Genomic DNA, 11,924 nt, shown 5'->3' with positions numbered 1-11,924 from the left:
ATCTTTCCGCTTTGAGCTGAGGAGTTACTGAGTATATACAAAAAATGCACCAGTGTGGGCGCACCATGTCGTGCCCACACCTGTGTGCACAGGGCTCAGGTTGAAATAAGATGATGCTCAGCCCCCGATAGCCGACATGATCTTGCGGCAGACGGAGCCCTTGCGGTTTTGAGCTGCGAGGAGTTCGTGACCCATGGGCTTGATCCTGCCGGCCCGGATGATCACTTGGCGCAGGTGTTCCCGCCCCAGCTTGGGAGAACGCAGGATCGGCCGGAGCCGGTATTCCTTGTCCGAGAACAGGCAGGTGCGCAAACGGCCGTCGGGAGTGATGCGCAACCGGTTGCATTGCCCGCAGAAGTGGGAACTCATGGGGGATATCACTCCGATTCGGCCTTTGCCGCCGACAATCTCAAACATTTTCGCCGGCCCGTGGCGTTTGCTCAATTCCGTGACGGGCTGCAGCTGAACGAATTCCTGGGCCTGTTGGAGTATTTCCTTGGATGTCCAGACCTGATCGGGACGCCAGACGGTTTTTTCACCCACGGGCATGAACTCGATGAAGCGCAGGTCCAGGGGATGGGTTTCGGCCAAACGGACAAACGCCTCCAGTTCGTCGTCATTGATTCCTTTCAGAGCCACGACATTGATCTTGATCCGCAATCCGTGCTCCAGGCATTGATCGATGGCGCCGCGGACCGGCAGAAAAAAATCCCGCCCGGTGATGCGTTGGAATTTGGCCCTGTCCAGGGTGTCCAGAGAGATGTTCAGCCCCTGGATGCCGATTTCCTTGAGCGCGGGAACCTTGCCGCTGAGCAGGGTCGCGTTGGTGGTCAGGCGCATGTCCAGTTGCGGGTGAGCTGTCAGGATCCGTTCCAGGAAATGCAGAAAGTTCTTGCGAATGAATGGTTCACCGCCGGTCAGCCGGACCTTGGAAATGTTCAGCGTTGAAGCCACGGCAATCAATTCCAGACATTCCTCGTAGCTGAGCATCTGGTCGTGGGGAAGCATTTTCAGCCCGTCGCAGGAACGGCAGTACAGGCAACGCAGGTTGCATCGATCCGTGATGCTCAGGCGCAGGTAGTTGATGGCGCGGCCATGCTGGTCGGTCATGATTTCCGGTTGCGCGGAAGAAACGGGAACGCGTTCTAAGGGCAGTGTCATCGGCTCTGGCCTGGATGGAATGAGTAAAAATCGTGAAAAAGGAGGATCAATGGGACGGTCCGTCGTCCACGATCCGCAATTTGTTTTCCAGATTCGGGTCCAGGGTGACATGAAGCGTCCGGTGGACTCGGTCCACCCTGGCCAGACCAGGAGTCCCCTTGACGGCCCGGACGTATTTGACCTGTGCGCAGATGATCGTTGCGCGGTCGGCGCTGGAAAAGTGGCTGGCCAGTCCAGCCAGGCCCGCTGCCTCGATCATGGTTTGTTCGGGAACGTCCTGTTCGGGAAAGTTGCGTTTCAAGATCAAATGGGCCCCGGGACCATCAGCCGCGTGAAACCAGAAGTCAAAAGAGCTTGCCGTTTTGGTGAGCAGGGCGTGGTTGGCTTTCTGGTTCTTGCCGCGCAACATCATAAATCCGTCGCTACTCAAAAAGCGGTGCAGGGGCAAGGATGTGCTCTTGTTTAGCTTGCGGCCGGGTGCATTCGTCGGCTTGGACGCGGGTCGCGGCGCCGTGTCATGGGCCGGAGAGGCTTGGGCCGTGATCGCTTCCCGGCGGCGTTGCACATGGACCAGACCGCGTCGGCCCTTGTCGGCGAGCCGGAACCAGCGTTCCATGTTTTCCAGGATTGTCAACCTTGCATCCAGTACGAGATCCACCAGGGTACCGTCTTCTTCCGGCAGCGTGATGCGCTCGAGGCGGGAACGTCCGCTGACCTGGTCTGGAAGCTGGTAAAGGTTGCGACGGATCAGCTGAGCCTGTTCCGCCATTCGGACAAAATCCAAGAGGCGCTGTTCATCGGAATCCAGGTTTTTCAGCAAGCGTTTCTTGCGCTTGTGCGCCCGCGCCGCGGACAGGTCGGCCACGGATGCTTTTTCCTGAAAGAATATCTCCTCGGCGATCGCCTTTGTCGCCGCAAAAGCGGTTTCGCAACGAGTTTGCGTGAGGTTGCCCCGGATCGGTTCCGGAAGAATCCAGGGGCAGGCGATACTCTGGCTTGAAGGAGATTGATAGATGTAAAAGTTTTTCGGCGGCAGCCCGGAAGCGAACTCGTTCAGCAATGCGATACCTAAGTCTTCGGGCAGGGTTTGCAAGGTCTGGCGCAGCAATGGAGAAATTTGGGGGTACCGATGCCATATCCGTGAATCCACCCGAATCTGGTCCAGCGAAGGCCAGTCAGGGGAATCCGGTTGCCATTCCGGGGCCTGGTTTTCCAGGGCAACACCTTTTTTCGCATCCAGGATCAACCATGATGTCGATTCATGCAATCCCATGCCCAAAGCCAGGCGGCGTTTCACCCAGTTCGAGCGGACGCCCAGGATGCGCTTGCCCTGGATTCTTTTACGCAGCCCCATCACCTGGGAAGTGGGGGCTGCCGGATTCTCCGGTGAATGCGAGGAGAGGGTTATGGAGACGCTTTCGGGGTGGTGGGAAAAAAGAAAATGCCGGGGATATTCACCGGGTTGGAGGCGAAACGTCCACCACCCCAGTCGCGGAGCGTAAATTCGTTCCAGACGTCGGCCGATAAGCATAGGTTGCAGTTCTTGGACCAGATGACGATAAAGAAGAGCCTCCATTAGCGGTAAAGATCAAGAAAGGATTGGGGCAATGGTCGCAAAACAGCCGGTGTGCAAGGATGTGAACGAAGGTGGCCGAGGAGACTGAACAGCGTCGAAACCCGGGTCAGCCTGCCCGATACGAGAGGATCGACGATTTCGAGCAAGCATCATGCACTGATCCGGCTACTCGCCGCGCAGGCTTTCTTCCTCTTCCCGAATGCTCTTGCATTTGATGCACAAGGTCGTCACCGGCCTGGCCTTGAGTCGTTCGATGCTGATGTCTTCGCCGCAATCTTCGCACATGCCGAAGTTGCCGCTCTGGATACGGCCGAGAGCCTCTTGAATTTTGGGGATGAGCTTGCGTTCGCGATCCCGGAGGCGCAACATGAAGGATCGATCCGTTTCCATGGTCGCTCGATCCGCCGGATCGGCATGAACCTCACGATTATCGGTCATTTCATCCAGGGATTCTGATCCGCGCTGGCTGAGATCCTGCAGAGTTTCCTTGAGCAGCTTGTCAAAATAATCCAGGTCGATTTGTTTCATATTTTACTCCATGAAATCGGCAAAGTTGGTGTTTTTACGAGGTCGAAAAAATCAACGCACGCGGACCTCGGCCGGATGGTTGCATCTTTCGTCATTATCCAGCTGCTGCGAATCGGATATTATAAAAGTGGACAGGAGTAATTGCAATATCCTGGACGACAAGGCTAGGGGCTAGGGTCGATGGGCGGAGACCATCGACCCGTCGCCTATCGCCCAAAGCCCATCACCCCTTGCCCTCGCCTGCGTCAGTTGACCTGCTGAATGCCTTCCAGCAGCCACATGCCGGTTCCTTCGGAAGGACGGCTGAAATGCCAGATCTCCTGAGTTTGCTTGGCTTCCTCGAGGGGATCTTCCCGAAGCGTCACGTCGAACAAAACGCTGCACACGGTATCCCCGTCCTCCTCTCGGACTTCCAGCAATGACGCTTCCACATGCAGCAGTTCCGTCTGACCCATCATGGGAGCGGTATTCTGCTGGCGCTTGATCTCCGCGAAGACTTCCTTGGTGGTGAAGTTGCGAATGTCTTCCATGTCCCGATTGTTCCACGATGTCTGCAAACGGGTGTAGGCAGCCTTGGCTCCAATGAGAAAATCAGCGGTATCAAAGCCTTCGGGAACCTGAATGCCGCTGGAGGGTGTATTTGCCGGTTCGGTATTCAAGGCGTCCCAGGCGCTTTTCTCCTTGCTGCCGGGTGTTATTGTTGCTGCTGGTGCTGGTGTTGGTGGGGTCGATTGCCGGTGATGAATGTATTCCGGTTGTACCGACGGGCTTTGATCAAGGTTGGGCCCGGCAGTCTGGGCCGCCATGCGGCGGGAGCGAATGAAGCGATACAGCAGATAAAGAATCCCGCCGAAAAGCAGGATGTCGAGGAAGTTGAGACCGGAGAAGGCGCCCAGTCCTCCGGTGAGCAGGGAACCGATCAAGCCGCCCAGAAGCAGGCCGCCGAGCATGCCGCCGAGCATGCCGCCAAAACCGGATCTGGCCGGAGTCTGCTGTGCGGCTTGCTGTTGAGTTTGCCTGTTTTGCTGGGTCTGCTGCTGGGTTTGCTGTTGGGTCGGCGCTTCCCGCTGGGGCTGGGCGGGTTGTTGGGCCGGACGCTGCTGGCTGGGTCGGGAACCGAAGGATCTGCTTCCGCCAAGGCGCTGGGCTTCGGCGATTTCCGCGAGGACAAATCCCCCGATGGCCAAAAAGCAGATCAAGAAACCAAGAATGATCTTTACACGTGACACGCAATACCTCCTGAAAAATTTTGCGAACCATAATGCAGTCAGGCATGGTGTCAAGTTCCGGCAGTGGTTTCCCGTTCTTTTGCCGTCGAGCATCCTTGAACCTTTCCGGCTTCGGGTCTATTCAGGGTATTGCCGGTGCTGATGCACCGATGATCGTCAACAAGTTGATAAGCATATCCGATTGAGGAGGTTGAGAATCATGCATGTAGTTATAATCGGCGCCGTGGCGCTTGGTCCAAAGGCGGCGTGTCGTTTGAAACGTTTGGCGCCGGATGTCCGGGTGACGATGATCGACCAGGGATCACGAGTTTCCTACGGCGGGTGCGGAATTCCGTACTATGTTTCCGGGGACATCAGCGACGTAAAGGAATTGCAGTCCACCAGCTTTCACATGGTTCGCGATCCCCATTTTTTTCATGAGGCCAAAGGGGTGGAGGTTCTGACCCGGAAGCGGGCGGAAAGCATCGATCGTCAGGCCAGAGTTGTGCATGCCATGGATCTGGAATCCGGGGAAGCCATGCAGTTTTCCTACGACAAACTGGTATTGGCCATGGGAAGCAGGCCCCGCAAGCTTGATCTGCCGGGCAAAGACCTTGACGGCGTGTTTGCCGTGTCCAACCTGGAGGAAGCCGAAGGCATCCGGGCCCGTGTCGAAGCAGGCAAGGTGAGCAAGGCCGTTGTTGTCGGCGCGGGTTTCATCGGGTTGGAGATAGCCGAAGCCTTGACGGACATGTGGGGCGTGGAAACCACCGTGGTGGAAATCGCCGATCAGGTGCTGCCCGGATTCGTCAGTGCGGATCTGGCCCGCATGGCCCAGAAACATATGCAGGAGCACGATGTCTCTTTTCGACTTGCCGCCAATGTGCTTGGCTTTGCCGGTGACGGCCGGGTGGAGCGCGTGCTGCTGGAAGGCGAGGAACTGGACGCGGATCTGGTGATCATGTCCGCGGGCGTGATACCCAATTCCGAGCTGGCCGTTCAGGCCGGACTGGATGTTTCCCCCAAGGGCGCGATCATCGTCAACAGCCGGATGCAGACTTCGGATCCGGATATTTACGCAGGCGGCAATTGCGTGCAGGTGACCAACCTGGTCACGGGGCAGCCCGGCTACTATCCCCTGGGTTCCCTGGCCAATCGTCAGGGCCGGGTGATCGGCACGAACCTGGCCGGCGGAGAGGCCGAATTTCCCGGCGCCGTGGGCAGCTTTGCGGTCAAGCTGTTCGAGATTTCCGTTGCCGGAACCGGTTTGAGCCCTGAAACGGCCAAAAGATCCGGGTTTGACGTGATTCATTCCCATGTGGTCCAGGCGGACAGGGCCCATTTTTTTCCGGAAAATGAGCTGATGCACCTGGAGATGGTGGTGGAGAAAAACGGCCGAGTTTTAGGCGCCCAGGGGCTTTGCGCCAAGGGAGACGGCCTGGTGGGACGGATTGGGGCCGTGGCCGCGGTATTGGGTGATCATCCCCATGTTTCGGTGATCAGCAATCTGGAATATCCCTATTCTCCACCATTCTCGTCCGCCATGGACATCATCAATGCCGCGGCCAATGCCGCTGAGAACATTCTCGAAGGCCGCACCTCGCCGCTGAGCGTTGCGGAGTTTTCAACTCTATGGAATGATCCGCGACGCGAATTCCAGGTCCTGGATTGTCGTGGCCAGGCGAATGCCCAGCCGTTTCTGGAGAAGTATCCCGATGTGTGGATGAACATTCCCCAGGATGAACTCCGGAACAGGCTGGAAGAAATACCCAAAGACAAGAACCTGATCCTGGTCTGCAATGCCGGCGGCCGTTCCTATGAATCTCAAATCACACTCGAGGAAGCCGGCATCTCCGGTTCCCGGAATCTCCAGGGCGGCGTGGCCGCGATCCGCAGGAGCGGGATGGATATTTAGGATTTCGATAACTATTCAGTACATGATGTGCGATCTGCCTCCGACATCGGGATCGGTGTCGGGGTCGGAATCGGTTTCGAAAAATGTTGAGAAGACCTATGCATGGCTCCGCCTGCGATACCGATACCGACCCCGACTGCGATGCCAAAGTCCGCAGGGCAGTAGCATGCTGAACAGTTACGGATTTCGATGTGACCGCCACGATACTGTGATCGCAGTCGATTCGTTTTCGACTGCGATTTCGTTTTGATTTTGTTTTAGATTGCGATTGCGTTTCGATTTGGATTTCGATTGCGATTTTTTTTATTGAGGAATGTTCTTTCTGAGACACCATCAACTTTTTTTAGAGTTACCCATGACCACTTCATTTTACGATCAGTTTCCGTCCCATCGCGGGCGGATGGAATATGTTTGCCTGGGGTGCCGGGCCAGGCTGGATATTGACGAGCTGTACTACACCTGTCCGCAGTGCAACGAGGTTCTGCTGCTGGAGGATACGCAGTTTGACGAGCTGCGGCGTACCAGTCCGGAGCAGTGGCGGGAGGCCTTTGATCTGCGGGCCGCGACGCGCCGGTCTGATCTCAAGGGAATTTTCCGTTTTTACGAATTGACAGCTCCTGTTCTGGAGCCGGAGGACATCGTCTGGCTGGGCGAGGGCAACACCCCGATCATTCCGGCTTCCACAGCGCTTGCCGAACATATTGGACAGGATATGGCTTTCAAGAACGACGGCCAGAATCCCAGCGCCTCGTTCAAGGACCGGGGCATGGCCTGCGCCTTCAGCTACCTGAAGGCCTTGATTCGGCGTCACGGCTGGGATCAGGTGCTCACGGTCTGCGCATCCACCGGAGACACCTCGGCCGCCGCGGCCCTCTACGCGGCCTATGTTGGGGGCGCCATCAAGAGCGTGGTGTTGTTGCCCCAGGGCAAGGTCACACCGCAGCAACTGGCCCAGCCTTTGGGCAGCGGGGCCGTGGTTCTGGAGTTGCCCGGCGTCTTTGACGACTGCATGAAGGTGGTGGAGCACCTGGCCGAGAATTACAGAGTGGCCTTGCTGAACTCAAAAAATGCCTGGCGTATTCTGGGGCAGGAGTCGTATGCTTTCGAAGTGGCCCAGCATTACGCCTGGAATGTCGCGGACAAGGCCGTATTCGTGCCCATTGGCAACGCGGGCAATGTCACGGCGATCATGAGCGGCTTTTTGAAGCTGCACCGCCTTGGGATCATCGAGCAACTGCCCAGGATCTTCGGCGTCCAATCAGTCCATGCCGACCCGGTCTACCAGTACTACGACGAGCGCGATCCCGCCAAGCGTGTTTATCATCCGGTTCGCGTCCAATCCAGCGTGGCCCAGGCAGCCATGATCGGCAACCCGGTCTCCTTTCCGCGGGTCAAGCATCTGGCGGATCAGTACGAGCAGGCCGGTGGTTCCGGATTGTTTCATGTGGTTCAGGTGCAGGAGCAGGCCATCATCGAGGGCATGCTCCTGGCCAATCGCCATGGACATATCGCCTGCACCCAGGGCGGGGAATGTCTGGCCGGCCTGCTGCGGGCCCGGGAACTGGGCCTGATGCAGACCGGCGAAACCGCGGTGCTGGATGCCACGGCCCATAGCCTGAAATTCATCGGATTCCAGGAAATGTATTTCGAAAACAGCTTTCCGCCGGAGTACGGCATCACGCCCCGGGAAGAACTGATGAACGCTCCCCAACGGATATTGTCGCCTGATGTCAAAACTCGCCTTTCATCTTCTGAATACACCCTGGAAGCAGGCAGGGCCGTAGCTGAGGTGCTGGGGCTGCAGGCCATAAAATAGAGGTGACGAGTCGGGTTCGAAAGACGTTTCGACTCGGCTCGGTTAAGAATGACACAAATGGCTGAACAGTCATTATGCGGCTGCGATAAACACACCTTTTAATCTTCATGCGTGAACAATGGATTCAAATTATCTCCAGATTCAGCCCCTGCTGTTGATGCTGACCGACAAGCCTTTTGATTTCAATATCTACCTCTATCAAAACAACAACTATATCCTTTACGCGACCCCGGAAAACTTCACGGCAGAGCATCGCTCCAGGCTGATTCGGAATGGAATCGAGAATCTGTACATTGATAACAGCGACAAGCTGACTTATGAGTTGTTTATAGAGAAAAACTTACCGGACATCCTGAACAGTTCCAAAGTTCCTTTGCAAGCGAAATCAAAGATTCTGTACAGCCATTCTTTGGATGTCATTGAGTCGTTTTTCGTTCAATCGGGCAAGGAGTATCTGGGGAAGAAGAGTTACCAGAAGATGGTTGCTCTGGTTGATAACATTTACGGATTTTTCGAAAAGAATCCCAATGCCATTCAATCGGTTCGCAGTCTGATAGCAACTCACTACAAAGAGTACATCCACTGCATCAATACGGCCCTGTATGCCATATCTCTGCTGATCCACCATGCTGAAGACACGGGAAGGACGCTTCGCAAATCTTTTATCCGTCAGGTGGGAGTGGGGGCGTTGCTGCATGACTTCGGTAAATCCAAGATTCATCATTCAACTCTGTCGAAACCCTCCGCCCTGAATGCGAGCGAGTTCGAGGAAGTCAAAAAGCATCCGATTTATGGCCTGGAAATGTGCCAGCACATGAAGTTGTCGCAATCCGTCACCCAGTGCGTTCTGTTTCACCACGAGAAATTGGACGGCTCCGGATATCCCACCGGTACAAAAAATATTCCGGAGCACGTGCGGATCGTCACCATCGCGGACATGTTCGACGCCATCACCTGCGACAGACCCTACCGCAAACACAAGGTAACCGGTTTCGAGGCCTTGAAGATCATTTCCAAGGATGTTGAACGGGGCAAGCTTGATCGAGACATGGTAGCCTCATTCATCAAGATGATCAGCCAGGGCATGATCCAGCTCTGAAGCTTTCACTGGACGCACCGTCACAATGACTGTGGCGTGGCGAGATGTATTGGCAACCGGTAACCTACTCAGCTCATCGGAATAAAGGTGGGCTGGATACCCGCCTTCGCGGGTATGAGTGACTCAAAGACCGCATAAAAACAGAGTCATTCCCGCGAAGGCGGGAATCCAGGTCATGCTTGCCACAATGTTTGAAAGCCACCCTTATTCTCCTCTCTCAAGCTGAGTAGTTACGGCAATCGTTTGTAAGCGTGAGGGAGAAAAAAAACGCCCTCACGCTTTTGTTTTGCCAAAGCAGTGAGGGCGCGGTGGAACTCGGATGAGAAGTTCCTCGGGGTCAACTGGGGGTTATGACTCCGACTCCGACTCCGACGTCGGTTTCGGCTCTTCCTTGCCCAGTTCACGAATGGCATTGATGTAGCCCTGGCGCACGGCGTCCAGATAGCCGGGATCCATCTTGCCGGCCCAGGTTTCGACTTCCATGCAACGTTTGGGAACCGTGGACTGTTCCGGCTGGTAGCCAGTGGCCAGGCGCATCCGCCAGCGCAGGCGCTGCATTTCATCCGCGGCCTGGTCCATGTTCGCGGCCAGGTCCGGAAGGCCGACCGCCTCCAGGCATTCCGCCAGCAACTCCTTCTTGTAGACCCCGCGGGCAAAAAGACAGGAAACCAGGGAGGTCAGCAGAACCCGTTCCCGCTCGTCATCCACGAGATACTTCACGGCCTTTTCCGGATTCTTGTCATGTTCCTTCTGGTCGTACCCGTACGCTCCGGTATCCAGATGGGAATGGCGGAAGGAGAGCGATTGGGACGCGTAAAAGGTTTCGCCGACGTAACCGGCCATTTCCTGGCCCAGGACACAGGCAAAATCCTCGCCGCCGTACTTTGCCGCGGCATGTTTCACGCCCTTGGCCAGATCGGCATAGAATTCGTTCTTGGCGTGGCCCAGGCTCCAGATGGCTTCCTTGTAGGCCTCGACGTTGCCGAAGGCCAGGTCGTATTCCACCTGTTCCCTGGTCAACAATCCCTTTTGATAGGCTTCCGTGGCCCAGGCCAGTGCCACGCCCGTGCTCATGGCGTCCAGACCTTCCTTTTCCACGTCGTCCATCAGGGCCAGACAGGCCGAGGCGTCCATCACGCCGATCATGGAGCCCAGACCGAAGATCAGTTCGTAGTCATAGGCCACCTGGCGGATCTGGAAGCGATGTTCCTCCTGGAACTGTTCCCGCAGCAGCCCCACATGGATGCAGCCCACTGGACATCCGGCGCAGGCCGTGTTGCGGATCAGCAGATCCTTGGCAAAGGCTTCCCCGGATATCTTCTCCACCTCCGGGTCCGTGGTCTGCTTCAGGTTGCGGATGGGCAGGGACTTCAGCTCGTTGAGCGGGATGACGTTCCCCGGAGTGCCGAGGTCATGGTACTTGCTCATCATCTCCGTGGCGGTCATGTCCTTGTAGACCTTTTTGAACAGCTTGGCATAGGCCTTGGAGTCGGTTCCTGGCAAATCCTGGTCTCCGTCGCCGGACACCACAATGGCCTTCACCTTTTTCACGCCCATGACCGAGCCCGCGCCCATCCGGCCGAAATGGCGGTACGTGTCCACGTTGATGCAGGCATAGGCGGACAATGTTTCGCCGGCCGGGCCGATGCGGATGATGCTCCGATGTCCCGAAGCGCCGGGAAAGGCGCGGCGCATGACCCTTCCGGTGGTCAGAGCGTTGGCGCCCCAAAGGTAGTTGGCGTCCGCGGTCTCGATGTTTTTGGAAGCCACGTGCACTGCCACGGGTAAGGGGGCTTTTCCCCGCAGGACAATGGCGTCGTATCCGGCAAATCGCATGGCCAGGGCCAGACGCCCTCCGGCATGGGATTCGGAGTACTGGTCATGGTGCGGAGACTTGAATCCGCAGACCACCTTGGACATCAAGGGGAAATAACCCGTCAGACAGCCGATGGCGAAAATCAAAGGCTGATCCGGGTGGGACCAGGGTTCTTCCGGAAGGCCGAATTTCTCGAACAGCGCCGCGGCCAGCCCGCTGCCGCCAATATGAACATTCTTGTCGCCAAAGGAAATGATTTCGCCTTTGTCCCTGTCCAGATGGACAATGCAGACACGAAATGCGGTATCAGTCATTTTCGATTCCTCCCCGGCGGACGTGTTCCTGTTTCTTGCGCAGTTCCAGACAATCGTGGGGACAGAATTCCACGCATTGGCCGCAATGAATACAGACGTACGGCTTGTCTTTTTCATCCAGATAGATGGCGTCCACGGGGCAGGCCTCGGCGCATTTTCCACACTGGATGCAGAGTTTCATCTTGACGATGACGCCGCCCCCCTTGCGCTGGGAATAGGCGCCCGTGGGGCAGGCCTTGGCGCAGGGCGCCGGATCGCAAGCCAGACAAACCCGCGCCTCGAAGCCCGTTGTGATTCCGCCGCTGGAGCTGATGCGGATCCCGGCGGTGCTCCAGGAGAATTTTTTATGTACCTGCCGTGCGCAGGCCATGGAGCAGGAATGGCAACCGATGCAACGGTCCATGCGTGAAGCACGCAATATCTTCATCGTGTTCCTCGATGGCTGAAGGTTGAAAAAAGAAATGTACCCCAAAAAAAGGAATACTACCTTT

Annotated in this window: 9 protein-coding genes; 3 read left to right on the top strand and 6 right to left on the bottom strand. The window is 56.6% G+C overall.

Features of this window, described 5'->3' with window-relative positions:
* Positions 1-117: 117 nt before the first annotated feature.
* The 4 genes from moaA to ACYQ15_RS07420 all read right to left on the bottom strand — a co-directional run bounded on the left by moaA (position 118) and on the right by ACYQ15_RS07420 (position 4,494).
* Entirely contained in the window at positions 118-1,161 is a 1,044-nt protein-coding gene (gene moaA / locus ACYQ15_RS07435) for a GTP 3',8-cyclase MoaA (RefSeq protein ID WP_459936892.1), read from the bottom strand.
* A gap of 46 nt (positions 1,162-1,207) precedes the next feature.
* Complete coding sequence (locus ACYQ15_RS07430) at positions 1,208-2,737, bottom strand: NFACT RNA binding domain-containing protein (protein ID WP_459936891.1); 1,530 nt, start codon at positions 2,735-2,737, stop codon at positions 1,208-1,210.
* A 165-nt stretch (positions 2,738-2,902) separates the two neighbouring features.
* Complete coding sequence (gene dksA / locus ACYQ15_RS07425; protein WP_459936890.1) at positions 2,903-3,265, bottom strand: RNA polymerase-binding protein DksA; 363 nt, start codon at positions 3,263-3,265, stop codon at positions 2,903-2,905.
* A 245-nt stretch (positions 3,266-3,510) separates the two neighbouring features.
* Complete coding sequence (locus ACYQ15_RS07420) at positions 3,511-4,494, bottom strand: Tim44 domain-containing protein (protein ID WP_459936889.1); 984 nt, start codon at positions 4,492-4,494, stop codon at positions 3,511-3,513.
* A 199-nt stretch (positions 4,495-4,693) separates the two neighbouring features.
* On the opposite strand from ACYQ15_RS07420, the gene ACYQ15_RS07415 reads away from it, so the two are divergent.
* From ACYQ15_RS07415 to ACYQ15_RS07405, 3 genes are all read left to right on the top strand, one after another.
* Entirely contained in the window at positions 4,694-6,388 is a 1,695-nt protein-coding gene (locus tag ACYQ15_RS07415) for an FAD-dependent oxidoreductase (RefSeq protein ID WP_459936888.1), read from the top strand.
* A 355-nt stretch (positions 6,389-6,743) separates the two neighbouring features.
* A complete protein-coding gene (thrC, locus tag ACYQ15_RS07410) occupies positions 6,744-8,204 on the top strand; it encodes a threonine synthase (protein WP_459936887.1) in 1,461 nt (486 codons plus the stop codon).
* A 118-nt stretch (positions 8,205-8,322) separates the two neighbouring features.
* Positions 8,323-9,303 (top strand): HD-GYP domain-containing protein, encoded by a 981-nt coding sequence (locus tag ACYQ15_RS07405; protein ID WP_459936886.1) that lies wholly within the window; start codon positions 8,323-8,325, stop codon positions 9,301-9,303.
* A 348-nt stretch (positions 9,304-9,651) separates the two neighbouring features.
* Here the strand turns inward: ACYQ15_RS07405 and ACYQ15_RS07400 are convergent, their stop codons facing one another.
* Both ACYQ15_RS07400 and ACYQ15_RS07395 read right to left on the bottom strand, forming a co-directional pair.
* Positions 9,652-11,433 (bottom strand): aldehyde ferredoxin oxidoreductase C-terminal domain-containing protein, encoded by a 1,782-nt coding sequence (locus ACYQ15_RS07400; RefSeq protein ID WP_459936885.1) that lies wholly within the window; start codon positions 11,431-11,433, stop codon positions 9,652-9,654.
* Positions 11,426-11,860, bottom strand: a complete 435-nt coding sequence (locus ACYQ15_RS07395) for a 4Fe-4S dicluster domain-containing protein (RefSeq protein WP_459936884.1) — start codon at positions 11,858-11,860, stop codon at positions 11,426-11,428. Before ACYQ15_RS07395 ends, ACYQ15_RS07400 begins: the two co-directional genes overlap by 8 nt.
* Positions 11,861-11,924: the final 64 nt, after the last annotated feature.

Source organism: Desulfonatronum parangueonense, assembly GCF_054656975.1.
Note: the sequence above shows the minus strand (reverse complement) of the source record. Positions and strands in the feature narration are given on the sequence as shown.

Coding starts and splice junctions, on each gene's coding strand:
- ACYQ15_RS07395 (WP_459936884.1), bottom strand. CDS start 11,860: ATGAAGATATTGCGTGCTTCACGCATGGACCGTTGCATCGGTTGCCAT.
- ACYQ15_RS07400 (WP_459936885.1), bottom strand. CDS start 11,433: ATGACTGATACCGCATTTCGTGTCTGCATTGTCCATCTGGACAGGGAC.
- ACYQ15_RS07430 (WP_459936891.1), bottom strand. CDS start 2,737: ATGGAGGCTCTTCTTTATCGTCATCTGGTCCAAGAACTGCAACCTATG.
- dksA (WP_459936890.1), bottom strand. CDS start 3,265: ATGAAACAAATCGACCTGGATTATTTTGACAAGCTGCTCAAGGAAACT.
- ACYQ15_RS07405 (WP_459936886.1), top strand. CDS start 8,323: ATGGATTCAAATTATCTCCAGATTCAGCCCCTGCTGTTGATGCTGACC.
- moaA (WP_459936892.1), bottom strand. CDS start 1,161: ATGACACTGCCCTTAGAACGCGTTCCCGTTTCTTCCGCGCAACCGGAA.
- thrC (WP_459936887.1), top strand. CDS start 6,744: ATGACCACTTCATTTTACGATCAGTTTCCGTCCCATCGCGGGCGGATG.
- ACYQ15_RS07415 (WP_459936888.1), top strand. CDS start 4,694: ATGCATGTAGTTATAATCGGCGCCGTGGCGCTTGGTCCAAAGGCGGCG.